At 64.2% G+C, this 17,357-nt stretch carries 19 protein-coding genes; 6 read left to right on the top strand and 13 right to left on the bottom strand.

All coding sequences use genetic code 11. The features are described from left to right. Position 1 precedes the first annotated feature (1 nt). From AC1Z3V_RS18495 to AC1Z3V_RS18505, 3 genes are read right to left on the bottom strand one after another with little or no spacing between them, the layout of a single operon-like run. Entirely contained in the window at positions 2–364 is a 363-nt protein-coding gene (locus tag AC1Z3V_RS18495; RefSeq protein WP_483500931.1) for a DMT family transporter, read from the bottom strand. A 9-nt stretch (positions 365–373) separates the two neighbouring features. Further along, the gene (locus AC1Z3V_RS18500; protein ID WP_483500932.1) at positions 374–1,078 is read right to left on the bottom strand and encodes a class I SAM-dependent methyltransferase; all 705 of its coding nucleotides are present in this window, start codon (positions 1,076–1,078) and stop codon (positions 374–376) included. Next, positions 1,075–2,103: a glycosyltransferase family 2 protein gene (locus AC1Z3V_RS18505; RefSeq protein WP_483500934.1), complete on the bottom strand. Its 1,029-nt coding sequence runs from the start codon at positions 2,101–2,103 to the stop codon at positions 1,075–1,077. The genes AC1Z3V_RS18500 and AC1Z3V_RS18505 overlap by 4 nt, the downstream gene beginning before the upstream one ends. A 172-nt stretch (positions 2,104–2,275) precedes the next feature. Here AC1Z3V_RS18505 and AC1Z3V_RS18510 point away from each other — a divergent pair, with 172 nt between their 5' ends. The 3 genes from AC1Z3V_RS18510 to AC1Z3V_RS18520 all read left to right on the top strand — a co-directional run bounded on the left by AC1Z3V_RS18510 (position 2,276) and on the right by AC1Z3V_RS18520 (position 6,439). After that, a complete protein-coding gene (locus tag AC1Z3V_RS18510) occupies positions 2,276–4,099 on the top strand; it encodes a hypothetical protein (protein WP_483500935.1) in 1,824 nt (607 codons plus the stop codon). Between the two features lie 74 nt (positions 4,100–4,173). Then, positions 4,174–5,778, top strand: a complete 1,605-nt coding sequence (xseA, locus tag AC1Z3V_RS18515) for an exodeoxyribonuclease VII large subunit (RefSeq protein ID WP_483500936.1) — start codon at positions 4,174–4,176, stop codon at positions 5,776–5,778. A gap of 70 nt (positions 5,779–5,848) precedes the next feature. Further along, complete coding sequence (locus AC1Z3V_RS18520) at positions 5,849–6,439, top strand: NAD(P)H-dependent oxidoreductase (RefSeq protein ID WP_483500938.1); 591 nt, start codon at positions 5,849–5,851, stop codon at positions 6,437–6,439. 101 nt (positions 6,440–6,540) lie between these two features. Here the strand turns inward: AC1Z3V_RS18520 and AC1Z3V_RS18525 are convergent, their stop codons facing one another. Beyond that, the gene (locus tag AC1Z3V_RS18525; protein WP_483500940.1) at positions 6,541–7,023 is read right to left on the bottom strand and encodes a MarR family winged helix-turn-helix transcriptional regulator; all 483 of its coding nucleotides are present in this window, start codon (positions 7,021–7,023) and stop codon (positions 6,541–6,543) included. Positions 7,024–7,124: 101 nt separating this feature from the next. Between AC1Z3V_RS18525 and AC1Z3V_RS18530 the strand changes: the two genes are divergently transcribed. Next, a complete protein-coding gene (locus AC1Z3V_RS18530) occupies positions 7,125–8,003 on the top strand; it encodes an EamA family transporter (RefSeq protein ID WP_483500941.1) in 879 nt (292 codons plus the stop codon). Between the two features lie 128 nt (positions 8,004–8,131). On the opposite strand, the gene AC1Z3V_RS18535 is transcribed toward AC1Z3V_RS18530, so the two are convergent. From AC1Z3V_RS18535 to AC1Z3V_RS18545, 3 genes are all read right to left on the bottom strand, one after another. Further along, positions 8,132–9,385: an aminopeptidase gene (locus AC1Z3V_RS18535; protein ID WP_483500943.1), complete on the bottom strand. Its 1,254-nt coding sequence runs from the start codon at positions 9,383–9,385 to the stop codon at positions 8,132–8,134. A gap of 87 nt (positions 9,386–9,472) precedes the next feature. Further along, the gene (locus AC1Z3V_RS18540; RefSeq protein WP_483500945.1) at positions 9,473–10,360 is read right to left on the bottom strand and encodes an MBL fold metallo-hydrolase; all 888 of its coding nucleotides are present in this window, start codon (positions 10,358–10,360) and stop codon (positions 9,473–9,475) included. An 88-nt stretch (positions 10,361–10,448) separates the two neighbouring features. Continuing rightward, positions 10,449–11,120, bottom strand: a complete 672-nt coding sequence (locus AC1Z3V_RS18545; protein WP_483500947.1) for a glutathione S-transferase family protein — start codon at positions 11,118–11,120, stop codon at positions 10,449–10,451. Positions 11,121–11,204: 84 nt separating this feature from the next. On the opposite strand from AC1Z3V_RS18545, the gene AC1Z3V_RS18550 reads away from it, so the two are divergent. Then, entirely contained in the window at positions 11,205–11,660 is a 456-nt protein-coding gene (locus AC1Z3V_RS18550; RefSeq protein WP_483500948.1) for a MarR family winged helix-turn-helix transcriptional regulator, read from the top strand. A gap of 247 nt (positions 11,661–11,907) precedes the next feature. Here AC1Z3V_RS18550 and AC1Z3V_RS18555 read toward each other — a convergent pair whose 3' ends face one another. The 5 genes from AC1Z3V_RS18555 to tatA form a co-directional block, all read right to left on the bottom strand. After that, entirely contained in the window at positions 11,908–12,495 is a 588-nt protein-coding gene (locus AC1Z3V_RS18555; RefSeq protein WP_483500950.1) for a dual specificity protein phosphatase family protein, read from the bottom strand. A 124-nt stretch (positions 12,496–12,619) separates the two neighbouring features. Continuing rightward, complete coding sequence (gene ybaK / locus AC1Z3V_RS18560) at positions 12,620–13,093, bottom strand: Cys-tRNA(Pro) deacylase (RefSeq protein ID WP_429810826.1); 474 nt, start codon at positions 13,091–13,093, stop codon at positions 12,620–12,622. 21 nt (positions 13,094–13,114) lie between these two features. Then, positions 13,115–13,459: an ArsC family reductase gene (locus AC1Z3V_RS18565; protein ID WP_483500952.1), complete on the bottom strand. Its 345-nt coding sequence runs from the start codon at positions 13,457–13,459 to the stop codon at positions 13,115–13,117. Between the two features lie 116 nt (positions 13,460–13,575). Then, positions 13,576–14,208 (bottom strand): YitT family protein, encoded by a 633-nt coding sequence (locus tag AC1Z3V_RS18570; protein ID WP_483500954.1) that lies wholly within the window; start codon positions 14,206–14,208, stop codon positions 13,576–13,578. Between the two features lie 7 nt (positions 14,209–14,215). Next, positions 14,216–15,385: a tyrosine aminotransferase gene (gene tatA, locus AC1Z3V_RS18575; protein WP_483500956.1), complete on the bottom strand. Its 1,170-nt coding sequence runs from the start codon at positions 15,383–15,385 to the stop codon at positions 14,216–14,218. A 195-nt stretch (positions 15,386–15,580) separates the two neighbouring features. Here tatA and AC1Z3V_RS18580 point away from each other — a divergent pair, with 195 nt between their 5' ends. Continuing rightward, positions 15,581–16,078, top strand: a complete 498-nt coding sequence (locus AC1Z3V_RS18580; RefSeq protein WP_429810834.1) for an Lrp/AsnC family transcriptional regulator — start codon at positions 15,581–15,583, stop codon at positions 16,076–16,078. A gap of 43 nt (positions 16,079–16,121) precedes the next feature. Here the strand turns inward: AC1Z3V_RS18580 and AC1Z3V_RS18585 are convergent, their stop codons facing one another. Next, complete coding sequence (locus AC1Z3V_RS18585) at positions 16,122–17,180, bottom strand: succinylglutamate desuccinylase/aspartoacylase family protein (RefSeq protein WP_483500957.1); 1,059 nt, start codon at positions 17,178–17,180, stop codon at positions 16,122–16,124. Positions 17,181–17,357: the final 177 nt, after the last annotated feature.

Here is a 17,357-nt window from a genome sequence, read left to right on the forward strand (position 1 = left end):
CTTACGAATTGATGATGATCATGCCGCTGATGATCAGCGCGGCACCGAGGGCGTAGCGCAACGTCACGGCCTCGCCGAGGAAGACGGCGGCAAGCAGCGGTACGAGGCAGAATGTCAGCGCCATGAACGAATAGGCGATCGTCAGCGGCACGGACTTGATCGTGAAGATCCAGATGATCGTGCCGACGCCATAGACGGCCAATGCCATGAGCAATGTTGGGCTGAGGGCGAGCGCCAGCAGCCCGTGAGCGTTGGCGTCGCCGGTCTTGGCGCTCGTCAGCTTGAAGAGGATCTGTCCGGCCGAAATCAGCACCGGTGTGAAAAACAGTCCGAACCAGACGGTGGGCGCCAGATTGAGATTCATCGCCACGCCTCACACTGCCAGAGCTTTGTCTTCGCGATAGAAGATGTCGCGGCCGATATCGATGCACTCGTGTTCGGCTGGAACCGGATGCATCGCGCGAAGGAAGGAGTGGGTGTAGGGAAAGAAATTGAAGTGCGGGTTGAACGTGTAGCGATACTCGCGCTCGCGCGGCACGACGATGATCAGGCGCCGGCGGGTGATCCGGCGAAGCTCGGAGATCGCCTTGCGATAGTCGAGGATATGCTCGATGACATGCGTGCAGACGACGGTATCGAACTCGCCATCGGCAAACGGCAGCTCCTCGATCATCGCCGCGTGATACTCTACGCCCTCGATCCGGGCCGCATCGTCGATGGCAAAGTCGACGCCCGTGAGGCGCCGACGGCCCGGATTGGCCTCTCGGATACGCTTCAACAGAACGCCGGTTCCGCAACCGACGTCGCAGACGCTGTCGCCGACGACGCTTGCCGCGATCTTGCGGACGCAGGCTTCGGAATTGTCCGTTCCCTCGTGCACCCTCGGATGCAGCCGGTAGAGATCTTCGTATTCGCGCGCCGACAGGAACGGCGCACGCGCGCGAAACTCGGCAAGATGCGCGATATGTTTGCCCCAGGCGAGGCTGGCCATGCCCTTGAAAAGCCGCGAATCCCGGAGGATCGGCGGGATGACGTCTTCGATGATGAAGCGTATGCGGTTGGTTGTTTCCCGGTTCATCCGCGGCGTTCCCGAACAATCCGTGGTGTTGGCTGTGGGCCGGTTTCCTGGCCGTCGAACGGGGAGGGAGCGATGCCCGCATTCAAGCTCTCAGCCGGCGCAGCCCCTGCGGGCGTCGCAATATAGTGCAGACGAAGCTGCTCGGTGCGGGCGCGCGAGACCGAATCGAGGATCAGACCGGCCGTGAACATCATGATCGAGACCAGGAGCAGGGCCAGCGAGAAGACCCAGGTGGGCATGCGGGGCACGAGCCCGGTCGCGAAATATTCGAGCAGGACCGGCGTCATGAAAATTGAACTGGCCACCAGGAAAGCGAGACTGATGAGGCCGAAGAAGGTGAACGGCCGCGTTTCCTTCATCAGCATCACGAAGGTCCAGAGGATCTTGCCGCCGTCCTTGAAGGTCGAGAGTTTGGAATGGGAGCCTTCGGGCCGCCGGCCGTAATCGAGTTCGAGTTCAGCGACCGGCAGTTTCAGCCGCGAGGCATGGACCGACATCTCCGTCTCGATCTCGAAGCCGTTGGAAACGGCCGGGAAGCTTTTGGCGAACCGCCGCGAGAAGACGCGATAGCCGGAGAAAATGTCGTTGAAGTCCGTGCCGAACATCGATCGGTAGAGAAGGTTGAAGAGGCGGTTCCCAAGGGCGTGCCCCTGTCTGCCGGCATCGTCATGAACGCCGCGTCGCGTCCCGACGACCATGTCGGCGCGCTCGGTGATCAGGGTGCGTACGAGATCTTCCGCATCCGTCGGGCAGTAGGTGCTGTCGCCGTCGGCCATGACATAGATGTCGGCATCGATATCGGCGAGCATCCGGCGCACCACGTGCCCCTTGCCCTGCCGGCGTTCGCGCACGACGGTTGCGCCGGCAAGCATGGCTTTCAGCGCCGTGCCGTCCGTCGAGTTGTTGTCGTAGACGTAGATGCGGGCCGTCGGCAGCGCCGCTTGGAAACCCTGAACGACCTGCCCGATGGTCGAGGCTTCGTTATAGCACGGCAAGAGAACGGCGATGTTGAAACGTTCGAACATCCAGGCGGCTCGGTTCCTGTTGGATCGGCGTCATCATAGGCATCAGGGTGTTAACAAGACGCCAAAGTGCGTCGCGCGGAGCGCTTGACAAGGTCGCTCCCGCCCTCCGGGTTTTACGCTTTCTTGATCGCGCCTCTTTATGATGGCGCGAGAGCAAAAGGGGCGGGAAACCATGCCGAGCGGCACTGCGGCACTATCAGACATGGCGACGGCGCATGCACCGAGGCGGTTCTGGTCGAGCCTGCCCTGGGCGGTGCTCGTCTACGGCGCGCCCATCATCCTCTTCCTCGTCGCCCAGTTCCTGAGGGCGCCCGACTATGTCGGCCGCGACAATGACGATGTCATGCGATTGGTTGAGGTGCGCGATCTGCTGGCCGGCCAAAGCTGGTTCGATCTGACGCAGGTCCGTCTCGGCCTCGAGGGCGGAACGTTGATGCACTGGTCGCGCCTGATTGATCTGCCCATAGCCGGGCTCATGGCTCTCCTCAGGCCCTTTGTCGGTGCAATGCAGGCGGAAGTCCTGGCCCTGGCGATATGGCCGATCTGCCTGGCGATCCCGTTGCTCGCGGCAATGGGCCTGGCCGGGCGCCGTGTCGGCGGCACGCCGGCCATGCATTTCTGTCTGGGGCTGACGGCGCTGTTCATCGCCACCTCGAATCGGTTCCTCGGGGGATCGATCGATCATCATAACGTGCAGTTGGTCCTGGTCGCGGTCATGCTGGCGATGCTCGTCGATCGGCAGTATCGCGCGTCCAGCTACGCAATGGCAGGATTGGCGGCGGCGCTGGCGATCGCGATTGGCGCGGAAACGACGCCGTTTGTGGCCATGGTCTGCGCCGTCGTTGCCTGCCAGTGGGCCGCCGTCGGCCGGCAGGCTGCGCCGGCCACCGTTGCCTTTGGCCTTTCGCTCGCTGCAAGCTTGAGCCTCTTCTTCTTCGTGACCGTGCCGCCGCGCCTCTATCTGGCTGCGACCTGCGACAATCTCTCGATCGCCTTCTATTCGCTGGCGCTGGCGGGAGGCGGGCTGCTTGGCCTTGCCGCGGCAATGGTCAGCAATCGACCGACCGTCGTGCGGTTTTTCGCCCTTGGCGCTTGCGGCCTGGGAGTCATTGCCGTGGCACTGTTGGTGGCGCCGCAATGCCTGGGCAATCCTTTGGCAGGGCTCGATCCGCTGCTTCGCGAGCTGTGGCTCGACAACGTCACCGAGGCACGTTCCTTCGTCGCCGTTGCAAGGACGGAATCAGCGGGCATCGTGGGCTACTACTACTTCACCGGTGCATTTGCCGCGCTGCTTTGCGTCTGGCGCATCTGGCGTCGTGACAGGATCGATCTCAACCTCATCCTCTTCGCGCTTGTGTTTTCGAGCCTGATGATTGCGCTCGTCCAGGTGCGCGGGATGGTCTTTTCCAATCTTCTGGCGATTGTGCCGATCGCGTTGCTGCTCACCGACCTTCGCGCCCGCTCAAACGGCGGAACGGCAGGCATGGGCGCCTCTCTGCTTTACGTCGGCACGCTGCTCATTTCGGTTCCGGCGTTATGGGCCATGGCCGGAACGCTCGTCGACAAGGGGATCGGAGGACTCGTGGCAGGCGAAACCGTAACCTCGAATGGTGAGGCGTGCGTGACAGCGGCGTCGCTGACAGATCTGGAAGGCTTGCCGCTGTCGTTCGTTGTCGGGCCATCGGATATTGGTGCGGCCCTCCTTCGCCACACGCAGCACCGCGTGCTGAGCGCGCCGTATCATCGCAATGCCGCCGGCATGCTCGCGGAATTGAAGATCGGCCTGGCGCGGCCGGAAGAAGCGGAGGCCATGCTACGCCAACTCGGGCATCCGGTGCTTGCCTTCTGCGCCGCGGACGCTCAGGCGCAAATGATCGCCGAGAGGGCGCCGCAAGGCTTCTATGCGGAGCTTGCCGCCGGGCGCGTGCCGGCGTTCCTTTCGCCGCTGCCGGTTTCGGCAGGCGCGCCCATTCGGCTCTATGCCCTGAAACCTTGAGCGCGCCTGCCGTCGGCGGGTGGAAAGCGCAACGGATGTGCTGGCCTTCGGCCGAGGGTGCGGTAAAAGAAGCCATGGCTTCTTTCTTCGACAGCGATTCTCCGAGCAATCTCACCGAATATTCGGTGTCCGAGCTTTCCGGCTCGATCAAGCGAACGGTCGAGCAGGCTTTCGACCAGGTGCGCGTCCGCGGCGAGATCTCCGGCTATCGCGGCCCGCATTCGTCCGGCCACGCCTATTTCGCGCTCAAGGACGATCGGGCGCGCATCGATGCGGTGATCTGGAAGGGCACGTTCTCGCGCCTGCGCTTCCGGCCCGAGGAAGGCATGGAAGTGATAGCGACCGGCAAGGTCACGACCTTCCCGGGCTCGTCGAAGTACCAGATCGTCATCGAATCGATGGAGCCGGCCGGTGCCGGCGCGCTGATGGCGCTGCTGGAAGAGCGCAAGCGCAAGCTCGCCGCCGAAGGCCTCTTTGATGCCGGCCGCAAGCGGCCGCTACCCTACATGCCCAAGGTGATCGGTGTCGTGACGTCGCCCACGGGTGCGGTCATCCGGGATATCCTGCACCGCATTGCCGACCGCTTTCCCGTGCACGTCGTCGTCTGGCCGGTCCGGGTGCAGGGCGATGGTTCGGGCGACGAGGTGGCGGCAGCGATCCGCGGCTTCAACGCGATCGAGCCCGGCGGCGCGATGGCCCGGCCAGACGTGCTGATCGTCGCCCGCGGCGGCGGCAGCCTCGAGGACCTCTGGGGTTTCAACGACGAAGCCGTCGTCCGCGCCGCGGCCGCCTCCGAGATCCCGCTGATTTCCGCCGTCGGGCATGAGACCGACTGGACATTGATCGACTATGCCGCCGACCAGCGGGCGCCGACGCCGACCGGTGCTGCGGAAATGGCGGTGCCGGTGAAGGCTGATCTCGAAGCCGCGGTTTCCGGCCTCTCGGCCCGTCTCAAGGCCGCCGTCGGGCGGCAGATGGACAATCGCCGTCAGGCCGTGCGTTCATTGGCGCGCGCCCTGCCGTCGCTCGATCAGTTGCTGGCGCTACCGCGCCGCCGCTTCGACGAGGCAGCCCTTGGGCTCGGGCGCGGCCTGCAGTTGAACACGGCCAACAAGCGGCGCCAGTTCGAGCGCGTCTCGGCCGAGCTGCGTGCCGATCTTCTCAAGGGCAAGCTCTCCGAACGCCGCCAGCGCATCGCCGACTTCATCAACCGCGCGGAACGTATCGTCGAGCGGCAGGTGCATCGCGGCGAGGCGCGGGTCCAGGCGGCGGATGCCGCGCTGCGCGCCCTGCCGTCGCGCCTCATCGGTCAGATCCACCGTGCTTCGGATCGTGTCGCCGGGCTTGCCGCCCGGTCCGATGCCGCGGTTCGCGCCGACGTTCGCCGCTTGCGCGGCATCATCGTCGCTCAGGATCGCGTTCTGCAGTCGCTTTCCTACCGCAACGTCCTGCAGCGGGGCTTCGCGCTGATCCGCGATGCCGAAGGCGGTCCGGTGCGCCAGGCCGCGGCTGTGACCCCCGGCATGGCGCTCAGCCTGGAATTTGCCGATGGTCGAGTTTCGGCAATTGCCGGCGAAGGCGGTGACGAGCCCGCCCCGCAGACGCCGGCGCCGCGCAAAAAGCAGATGAAGCCCTCGGAGCCGACGGGCGACCCGCCGAAGCAGGGCAGCCTGTTCTAGGCAGCCGCACGATCTCCGGTCGGAATCCGGCAAAGCGTTTAAGTCCCCGGTTGGGCGGGATGAGAGAAACATGCGTATTCTGCTCGTGCTTGCGCACCCGCTCGAAGACAGTTTTGCCGCAAGCGTTGCGCGTGAGGCGCGAGCGGCGCTGGAGGCGAACGGCCACATCGTCGACCTGCTCGATCTCTATCGCGAGGATTTCGATCCGCGCCTGAGCGTTGCCGAGCGCGCCAGCTACTTTACCGAGGCCTATGATCGAACGGCTGCCACCGATTGGATTGCGCGACTGCAGGCAGCCGATGGCCTTGTGCTGGTCTTTCCGCAATGGTGGTTCAATTTTCCGGCGATCCTCAAGGGTTTCTTCGATCGCGTCTTTGCGCCGGGCATCGCCTTCGACAACGATCCGGCCGGCGGCCGCATCATCCCGCGCCTTCACAACATCAAGCTCTTCTGGGCGCTGACGACGACCGGGTCGCCGTGGTGGGTGGTGCAACTCTATATGGGCAATCCGGTGAAGCGGCTTTTGAAGCGCGGCATCGCCGCCTTCTGCGCCAAGGGCCTGAATTTCCGCATGCTCGCGCTGCACGACATGGATCGAGCGACCGACGCCAAGCGCAAGGCGCATCTCGCGCGTGTCCGTCGGCTGGTCGCCAGCATCTAGACCGCCGTTCATATGAACGCACTAAGTTCGCTAGCATTTGCTTCTGGAGCATCTTTCCGCTTCCAGCGATTTCACTTGAAGGCGGGATGCTCTAGCCGCGGCTATTCGAACGCCGCCAGATACTTGCGCAGCAGCCGGTCGAGGGTCGTGCGCTCCTCGGGCGAAAGCTCGGAAACGACCCGATGCTGGTTTGCCACATGCGCGGTCGCCGCCTCGTCGACCCGGCGCAGCCCTTCGTCAGTCAGGGCGATGATGACGCTGCGCCGGTCCTCGGGATTGGCGATCCGCTCGACGAGACCGGCTTTCTCCAACTGGTCGATGCGATTGGTCATGGTGCCGGAACTGACCATGGTCGTATCCAGCAGTTCGCCGGGCGAAAGCCGGTACGGCGGTCCGGAGCGGCGCAGCGTCGCCAGCACGTCGAAGCTCGAAGCGGAGAGGCCGCGTTCGGCGAAGGTCTTTTCGATCTCCCGGCCGATGTGAGTCGAAAGCCGCGAGAGGCGGCCGAGCAGGCCCATGGCGGACACGTCAAGATCCGGCCGTTCCCGGTGCCATTGAGCCAATATCCTGTCGACGCGATCCATCCGGAGCCTCCATTGTTCCAACAGCTATAGGATATCTTGACGTAGAGATAAACTGTGCTATTCTCAATTTATCTTGATATAGAGATTCTTTAGGTAGAGATATGAGCACGAACCGCACTGCCGACCTTGCCTTGACTGCGCTTGCGCCCGCCATCTGGGGCAGCACCTACCTCGTCACGACGGAGTTCCTGCCGTCCGGCTATCCGCTGACGGTCGCGATGCTGCGGGCCCTGCCTGCAGGGCTCCTGCTGCTGCTCATCGTGCGGCGTCTTCCTAAGGGTATCTGGTGGCCGCGAACCTTCATCCTCGGCGCGCTCAATTTCTCCTTCTTCTGGGCCATGCTGTTCGTCTCGGCTTACCGACTGCCAGGCGGCGTTGCCGCCACGGTCGGCGCCGTTCAGCCGCTGATCGTCATCTTGCTGTCGCGCGTCTTCCTCGGTTCGCCGATCCGGACACTCAGCGTCGCGGCCGGCCTTGCAGGTATCGTCGGGGTCGGCCTTCTGGTTCTGACGCCGGGCGCCACGCTCGATCCGCTCGGAGTGATCGCCGGTCTCGCCGGCGCGGTCTCCATGGCTTTCGGTACGGTCCTCAGCCGCCATTGGGCGCCGCCGGTGCCGCCGCTCACCTTCACCGCGTGGCAACTGGCGGCCGGCGGCCTGCTTCTCGTGCCGGTAGCGCTGTTCTTCGAACCGTCCCTGCCTTCATTGACGACGGCAAACGTTCTCGGCCTGGCCTATCTCGGCCTGATCGGCGCCGCATTTACCTACCTTCTCTGGTTCCGCGGTCTCTCACGCCTCGAGCCGTCGGCCGTCTCGCCACTCGGCTTCCTGAGCCCGGTCGTTGCCATCCTGCTCGGCTGGGGTGTGCTTGGCGAGCAACTGACGCCGGTCCAGGCCCTCGGCATCCTCGTCGTCTTCGCCAGTGTCTGGTTCAGCCAGCGCGCACAATTGCTGCCCAAGGTGCGACCGGCCCGCGCCTAAGCGCGGGCTTGCAACCATTGAGCAAGCGTCTCGCGTTGCCGGCCAGCCGGTTTGTTAACGAAGAGGCCGCGGCATTCCTGCGGCGGCCTCGATGGTGCTGAGAAATGAGTCGGCCCTTGATCGCGCGATCAGGCCCACTCGCCCTGGCGCATGACCGGCACGAGGCTGCCGTCAGCGCGCACGCCGTCGATGTCGACCTGGCCGGAGCCGATCATCCAGTCGATATGGATCAGGCTCGAATTGCCACCCTGGCCGCGGATCTGTTCCGGCGTCAGCTTGGCATCGTCGACGAAGCAGCCCGAATAGCACTGACCGAGCGCGATGTGGCAGGAGGCGTTTTCGTCGAACAGCGTGTTGTAGAACAGGATGCCGCTGGCCGAGATCGGAGAGGAATGCGGCACCAGCGCCACTTCGCCAAGCCGGCGCGCCCCTTCGTCGGTGTCGAGCACCTTGTTGAGAACCTCTTCGCCACGCGAGGCCTTCGCCTCGACGATCCGGCCACCCTCGAAACGCACCTGGATGTTGTCGATCAGCGTGCCCTGGTGCGAGAGCGGCTTGGTCGAGGAGACATGGCCCTCGACGCGCAGCGCGTGCGGCGTCGTGAAGACTTCTTCGGTCGGGATGTTCGGATTGCAGGTAATGCCGTTCTTGGCTTCCGACGCGCCACCGCACCACAGATGCCCATCGGCCAAGCCCACCGTCAGGTCGGTGCCGGGGCCGGTGAAGTGCAGCGCCGCAAAGCGCTCGCCGTTCAGCCACGCCGAGCGCCGGGCGAGGTTGGCATTGTGCTCCTTCCAGGCGGCCACCGGATCGGCGACGTCGACGCGCGAGGCGGCGAAGATGGCGTTGGCGAGCTTTTCGACGGCAACCGCATCCGGATCGTTAGGGAAGACCAGCTTCGCCCAGGACGGGTTCGGGTAGGAGACGATGTTCCAGTTGATGTCGAAGTTGGAGATCTTTTCGAGGGCCGGCTTGTAGGCGATCGAATTCGCCTTGTTGGCACGCGCGACCTTTACCGGGTCCTGCGCCGAGAGCATCATCGGGTTGTCGCCGGAGATCGCCAGGCGCGCAGCACCGCCGGCAAAGGCCTTGGCCATGCCTTCGAACAGCCAGTCGCTCGCGCGGTCGAAGCTCTCGTCCGGAGCGTAGGCGTAGCGTGCCAGTGTCGTGTCTTCGTCGGAGTAGAGCGTCGTCACCAGACCTGCACCCGCCTTGTAGGCGTGCTTGGTGATCAGGCGCACCAGCGGCATTGCCGCGACCGGCGCGGTCATCACCAGGTCCTGGCCGCGCTGGAGCTGCAGGCCGACCTGGATCGCGACTTCTGCAAGCTTATCGAGTTTTGCAGGATCGATGGGATTGGGCGTATTGGCGGGATAGGTCATGATCTGCCTGTCTTTTGAATCGGAAGAAGAAGACTTAGAGCGCTTTGCGGCGAAAATGAAGGCTGATTGCCCGGCATCGTTCCGCGGTTAGCGTGCCGCGAGGGCAGCCCTCATCCGTTCGACATTGCTCCGGTGCACGGTCTCGTAAGGCGCGAAATAGACGAGCGCGCCGGAGCCGATCTCTTCGGCGGCGAATTCCGCGAGCGTGCCGATCGTTGCACCGGTCTCAATCGCATGCGTCAGCCGCTCGATATAGCGGCGGTTGGCATCGATCAGTTCCGGTCCATAGCCGCCGGCGGCGATGCGCTCGCGGTCGCCATGGGCAGGCAGGATCCTTTCGATCGGCCATTGCCGCAGACGCACAAGCTCCGCGACATGCGTCGCCGTCTGGCCGGCCTCGCTGATATAGGTCGTCGTATCCTCGAGCGTATCGCCGGCCAGCAGCAGCTTCTCCTCAGGCAGCCAGATGACATTGCCGTCGGCGCTGTGGATCGCAAAGTGATGTAGCTCGACCGGACGTTCGCCGACGGTGAGCGTGAGCGTCTCAGTAAACAGCCGGTTCGGCATGACGAGGGGGCGGATGGGCGGCGTCGCCATCTCGATCCGTTCGCGATTTTCCTCAAGCTTCTCCGCCGTCAGCTGGAGTGCGATGATCTCGCAATCGGCAAAGACGGCGTTTCCGGCGACATGGTCCTTGTGCCAATGGCTGAGCACGACGCGGATCGAGGTGACACCGAGGCTTTCAAGATGATCGCGGATCGCCTGGGCATGGGCAAGCGAGATGTGGGTGTCATAGACCAGCGCCTCGCGGCCATCGACGATGGCATAGGAGGCGATGCCCAGTTCATAGGCGCCGTCATCGAGCCAGTTCGGCGCTTCCGCGTGAAGCCGCACCCCGGCGTTACGCCCGTCATAATAGGCGAAGAGGCCGGGGTAGGGCTCCAGGATCGTCAAGGTCGAGGTCAGGTCCGTCATGTGCAGCTCCTCCCGCATGGCTTGGTGCTGTCATAGGCCAGTGCGGAACGAAACTGAAGGACGGGATGCTGGCTGCGATCCTATCTGCCTATGCCTCTCGCGCACGCAGCAGATAAGCGTCGTGATCCCTGAGGAAGGCCATCAGCCGCTCGCCGTAATCGGCGGTCACTGCCGCCTTGACGCTCGGCCGCTCGGAGAGCGCCCTTCGCCAGGTACGGACTCGATCGAGCCCGTTGAAGATGCCGTGATCGGCGAGTGTGTCGAAGAGGTCGAAGTAGCGGAAGATCGGTGCGAAGACCGCATCGACGAGGGAAAAGCCGGCCCCAGCAAAGTAGGGACCGTCGCCGAGTGCCGCTTCCACGGTCGCGAACTTGCCGGCGATCGCCTTGCGCTTCTGCTCGTAGGTTGCCTGGTCCTTGGCCGTCTCAAAGCCCCAGAGCTCCGAAAGGATCGATGAGCCGAATTCCATCCAGCCGCGGTGCCGGGCGCGCTCCAGCGCATTTTCGGGGTGAAGCCTCGGACCGGCTTGAGTTTCCTCGACATATTCGGCGATCACGGAGCTTTCGAACAGCACGGCTTCGCCGTCTTGCTGCGGCACCTGGAGCAGCGGCACCTTGCCGAGAGGCGAGATCTTCAGGAACCAGTCGGGCTTGGACTTGAGGTCGATATAGGTCCGCTCGAAACGAACGCCTTTTTCGTCGAGCGCGATCGAGGCGCGTTGCACATAGGGGCAGAGATGGTGGCTGACGAGGGTAAGCATGGCAGTCTCCCGGTTGAAGCAATATAGATGCAATTGCATGTATGTAAGCTTGCTTCGACTTTCAAGATGGATGTAATTGCATTTATGATCGACGAGGAAAAAGACGAAGCAGAACGCCCGAGCGCGGAAACGACCGAGGCCTGGATTGGGCTGATGCGCGCCCGTGAGCGCGTGCTTGCGCGGATCGAAACCGATTTCAAGGCTGCGGGCTTGCCGCCGCTTGGCTGGTACGACGTGTTGTGGGAGCTGGTCCAGGCGGAAGACGGCCGTCTGCGTCCCTTCGAGATCGAAGCGCGCACGCTGCTTGCACAATACAATCTCTCGCGCCTGATCGATCGGCTGGTGAAGGAGGGCCTGGTCCGCCGCGAAGCTTTCGACGCCGATGGTCGCGGCCAGTGGGTGGTGATCACCGAGGCCGGCCGGACGATGCGTGACCGCATGTGGCAGACCTATGGCCCATCGATCGAAGCCCATGTCGGCGCCCGATTGACCGCGGCCGAGGCGAGGCAGTTGGCGGCGCTACTGGCGAAGCTGCGGTAAGGCATTTCAAGCGCGATACAGCTATTGGAGCGGCGTAGCAGTGAGGCGATGGGATTCCACGGAAGTTTGCGCCTCACCTGGCCCTGTCCACGTAAGCGGGGAGAGGCGAGGCGCACTACGCCAGCCCTTGGTGGTCGTGGCTAGGAGAGCGAGTGCAGCAACGTCGCTTCTCCCCGCGCGCGGGGAGAAGGTCGCGGCAGCGGGATGAGGGGCAGTTCAGCGGCGCCCAATCTGTGCTCGACTTGTCTCAGCTACTCAGGCCGAAGGATTTTTCCAGGGCTTCCCAGGTCTCGTCCATCGCGAAGGTGCCGGACAGATAGGGCAGCGCCACATGGCCGTAGAGCAGCGAAAGCTGCCACTCGGCCGTCTCCTCGTCGACGCCGGCGATCTGCTGCAGGTAGATCGTCGAGACGAGACCGGTGCGGTCGGCGCCGGCCTTGCAATGGATCAGCAGCGGCTTCGGCGCTTCCCTGAGGATCGCCATCAACGCGTCGGTTTCCGCGCGGTCGATCTCCGCCGAAGCGGACATGGGGAAGTTGATGAGCCGGATACCGTTACGCTCGGCGGCGGCGACCTCGTCGCGATACCAGCGTTCGTGCGGTTTCTCGCCGCGCAGGTTGAGTATGGTGCGGATGCCGTAGGCCTTAGAATAGGCGGCGATTGCTTCCGCGGTCGGCTGCGCCGAACGGTAGACCTCACCGGCGACGAGCGTGTGAAAGTTGCCGGTCCATTGCAGACCAACGAGATAGAGGACCAGGGCTGCAACGAGCGCAACCATGCCGACGGCGAGGCGTTTGAGAAGACGCTTCGCGCGCAGAAACCTTGCAGATGCCATGAAACGACTCCGAAGCGACCCCACGCTCCCGGTCGTGAGCGCGCTGCGGGCGGAAATCATCGGAGATTTCCCCTTCCCGCCTGGCTGCTCCTATAGGCCATCCATGATATTTTGATGGCAGAGATCAGGCGATCAGCGGTGCCGCGATCGCCCTCAGTGCGGCCTGGGCGTCGCGCGGTGCGAGCCGCACCTGCAGCCCGCGCTGGCCGCCATTGATGTAGACCGCGGTTTCGGCAAGCGCCGCTTCCTCGATTGCCGTCGGCACCAGCTTCTTCTGACCGAACGGGCTGATGCCGCCGACGTGGTAGCCGGTCAGCCGCTCGGCGTCGGCCGGCTTCATCATGGCCGCCGACTTGCCGCCGAAAGCGGCGGCGAGCTTCTTCATGCTGACCTCGCGGTCGGAGGGCACGATGCAGCAGACCGGCTTGCCGTCGACCTCGGCCATCAGCGTCTTCAGCACCCGGCTCGGATCCTCGCCGAGCGCTTCCGCCGCCTGTAGGCCGACGCGCTCGGCATCGGGATCGTAGTCATAGCTGTGCACCGTGAAGGTAACGCCGGCCTTCGAAAGCGTTTGCGTGGCACGCGTGGTCTTCGACATCGTCTAGCTCCGCATCAAGCGTTATAACGTCGCCTCGTAGAGCTCGGGCTTGAACCCGATCAGCAGGTTGCTGTCGGCTTCGAGCACCGGGCGCTTGATCATCGAAGGCTGGGCCAGCATCAGCGCGATTGCCTTTTCTTCATCGAGACCCTGCTTGTCAGCCTCGTCGAGCTTGCGGAAGGTCGTGCCGGCACGGTTCAGCACCGTTTCCCACCCGGCTTCCTTGCACCAGCGTTCGAGGTGCGCGCGGTCGATGCCCTCGGCCTTGTAGTCGTGGAAGCGGTAGGCAATGCCCCGGCCGTCGAGCCAGGTGCGCGCCTTCTTCATCGTGTCGCAGTTCTTGATGCCGTAGATCGTAACCGTCATTCCATGCCCCAATATCGTCGTGAGCAACTCCGGCGGCCGTCCGGAATCGCGCAACTTCAAAGCGTGACGGCAGTGATAGCGTCCCGGCGAGCCCGAGGGAAGGCGCTGACCTTGTTTCAGGTCACGCCGGCGTAGCGGCCGGGCCTGTGGTTGATCGCCAGCGTCATGTTGACGACGGCAGCACCCACGACCGAAAGCACGAGGTTTGCCGGCGGCAGCACGAAGTAGGCGGCGGCGAGGATGGCGAGATCGACCGCGAGCTGAAAGTAGCCGGCGCGGACGCCGAATTTTTCCTGGAGATAGATCGCCACGATATTGATGCCGCCAAGCCCGGTTCGGTGGCGGAAGAGGATCAGCAGACCCGTGCCCATCAGTCCGCCGCCGACGACCGCCGCGTAAATGGGGTCGAGCCGGCCAATTTCCACCCAGCCGGCCGTCAGCCGCGAAAACAGCGACACCAGGCTGACGGCGAGGAAGGTGCGCAGCGCAAACATCCAGCCGAGCCGTTTGACCGCCAGGACGTAGAAGGGCAGGTTGACGAGGGAGAAGACCAGCCAGAACTCCGCCCCGGTCGCATATTGCAAGAGCAGCGCCAGGCCAGAGGTGCTGCCCGTCAAGAGCATCGCCTTGCTGTAGATGATGACGCCGAGCGACATGATCAGCGTGCCCGTCAAGATCGCCAGCGCATCCTCGTAGAGGCGGTGGCGTTCTACCGGGGCTTCGGACACGTCGATGCTGCGCTCGGCCATCTGATCCTCAGAGATTCCTGAACTTGGCGATGACGCCTTCGACTTCCGCCGTCTTCAGGCCGGCGATGTTGATGCGGCCGGAGCCGGGCATGTAGATGCCGTGCTCGTTTCGGAGCCGCATGACGTCGGCCTCGGTGAGCGGCAGCAGCGAGAACATGCCCTCCTGGCTGGCGACGGCGCCGAGCGCCTGCCAGCGGTCGCGCAGGCCTTCGGCAAGCGCCCGGCGGATGTTGGTGATGCGCAGCCGCATGGTTTCGAGTTCTTCCTTCCAATCGCGTGCGAGATCAGCGTCGGAAAGGATCATGCGCACGATCGCCGCGCCATGATCCGGCGGCATCGAGTAGCTGGTGCGCGCGAGGCCGGCGAGATTGGAGCGGACCGTATCGGCCGAGGAGGGCGAGGTCGTCACCGCGAAGATCGCGCCGGCGCGTTCGCGATAAAGGCCGAAGGACTTGGAGCAGGAAACGGCGACCAGCGCTTCGGGCACGACGCCGATCAGGTGGCGAAGACCGGCGACATCCTCGTCGAGACCGCGGCCGAAGCCCTGATAGGCGAGGTCGACGAGCGGCAGCAGCCCGCGCTCGGCGATGATGGCGGCAAGCTCCATCCACTGCGCTTCGGTGATCACGCCGCCCGTCGGGTTGTGGCAGCTCGCATGCAGGAGAACGGCATCGCCGGCGGCAGCGCCCTGCAGCGCGGTCATCATGTTGTCGAAGAGCACCGTCTGCGACGGCACGTCGAAGAATGGGTAGCCGGCGGGCTCGAGGCCGGCCGTCTTGAAAATGCTCGCATGGTTGGGCCAGCTAGGCAGGCCGATCCAGATGCGCCTGCCGCCCATCTGGTGGATGAGGTCGGCTGCAAGTCTCAGCGCCCCGGAACCGCCCGGCGTCTGCACGCCGGCAATGTGGCTGCGATCGATGGTGTCGCCGCCGACCAGCGTCCACAGATGATCGATGAAGACGAGGTCGCCCTCGGGGCCGACATAGGCCTTGCTGTCCTGGGTTTCGAGCAGCCGCTTTTCCGCTGCCTTGACGGCGCGGAAGATCGGCGTGTGACCGGTCTCGTCGCGGTAGACGCCGACGCCGAGATCGACCTTTCCGGGGCGTTCGTCCTTGCGATAAAGCCCGATCAGGGCGAGCAGCGGATCGTCGGGTTGGCGGGTCAGTGCGTCGAACATGCCGGAATTTCCCCTTGGCGTGGCAGTGATTGCGTTTGTCTGTCGAAAAGCCAGCCGGCCGCCGTTCCTCCGGCTGCCCTGCGGCTTCCTTCTTAGGTCAGGATCAGCGCAAAATCGATGCGATTTTTGCCATGGGGACAATGTTGACGTCGTAGGATTTGCGCAAAATCCTGCATATCATTTGCTGATTTGCGCATGCGGGGTTCAAACGTGGTCGAGAAGGTATCGCTGGAGCTGGATCAGGTCGACCGGCGGATCATCCGCTTGCTGGTCGAGGATGCGTCGTTGAGCAACAACGAGCTCGCAGCCCGCGTCGGTCTATCGCCGGCGCCGCTGTCGCGCCGGCTCACCAGGCTCTATGCGGCCGGCGTCATCCGCCAGACGGTCGTGGTCGATCCGAAGGCCGCTGGCATCGGCTTCCAGGCCTTTGTCGAGGTGACATTGGAGCGCACCGCCAGCAAGGTCGGCCACCGCTTCATCGAGTTGATCTCACGTATGCCGGAGGTGGTCGAATGCCACACCGTCGCCGGCGATTTCGACTTTCTCCTGAAGATCGCCGTGCGCGACGTCGCGGACTACAAGCGCCTGCTCTGGAGCGAGTTCGAGCAGATTGCCGAGATCAAGACGCTGCGCTCGACCATACTTCTCGACAGCCCGAAGATGACGGCCGCCACCTTGGGTGACGGCCGCTGAGTCAGGTGAGCCGGGACGGATTTACGCTTTCCCGGAATGTCTGCTAGGCCTCGAGCGGGCCCGGCTTGCGCCCGGCGCCGGAGGGCGCGGCGCAGGCGATCTTCATCAGGTCCGAGCGTCGGCGTGCAAGGCGGGTCGAGACGCGGGTGACGATCAGCCCGTCCTGCGGCGCGCGCACCTCCAGCGCGCCGTCGGCTCGGCCCGGGCGGGTGAGAATGGTCGCGAGCAGGTCTCCGGCCTTCACGGTTTCGCCGATGTCGCGATGGAACAGGATGGCGCCTGCCTCCGGTGCGCGGATCATCTCGATATTGTCGAGCGGCGCGACGATGCCGGCGAAGGGTGCGATCGCCTCTTCGTCACCGGTCACGACGCCACGGGCGACGAGGAAGCGGAAGACGCCCTCAGCATCCTTGCGGGCAAGCTCCGGATAGACGTCGCGCGTGCCGCGAAGCTCGACGGTGACCGAGAGGCGTCCGGGGAGGCGCGCCTTCTTCTGCCCGGTCTCATATTTCCAGGCGTAGGCGACAGCCTCCTCGAAGGCGGAGCTTTCGCCATCCGAGAGGAAGACTGCCTCCATGTCGAGCGCGGAGGCGAGGTCTCCCGCCTCCGGCCAGAAGGCGTCGTCAATATAGGCGTATTGCAGCGCCTCGTCGTCGCAGTGAAGGTCGAGCATCAAGTCGGCGCCAAGCGCCATGTGCAGCAACTGGCGCTTCAGCCGATCGGTGGCCGAATGGCGGTCGAGATCATCGATGAGGGTGTCGCGGTCGGTAAGCGAGATCAGCGGAAAATCGCGGTTGAAATTGGTGCGCGATCCCAGATCGAAGCGGCCCTGCAACTCGCCGAAATGCGACTGCGCGGTGCCGATCGGATTCGCCTGCGGCACGATGGTGATGTCGCCGAGGATGGCGCCGTCCTTGTCCGCCTGCTGCAGCCTTTGCAGAAGGAAATGTACCAGCGCCGTGCCCGGCAGCTCGTTGGCGTGCAATGCCGCCTGGATATAGGTCTTGGGTGCCGCAGCGCTCCGGCCCTTGAAGCGGAAGACGGGCAGGCGCCATTCGATGCCGGGCGTATCGCCGGCGATGATGATTTCGGAAATGTCCATGGGCTCCTCCCGTATCGCTATGCTGGTGGCGCTTATCGGCATTCCGACGGCGCTCCGCAAGTCGCTAAGAACTGGGGGGCGGCACGGATTGCGCCGCAGCAGGCCCAAGCGGAGAAGCTGGAAGCGCCCCGCGCTCCAGGCAATCAGCCAGCCCTTCGTTGCGCCGGCCAGAGACTT

The sequence above is a fragment of the Ensifer sp. 38_S197 genome (assembly GCF_056924495.1).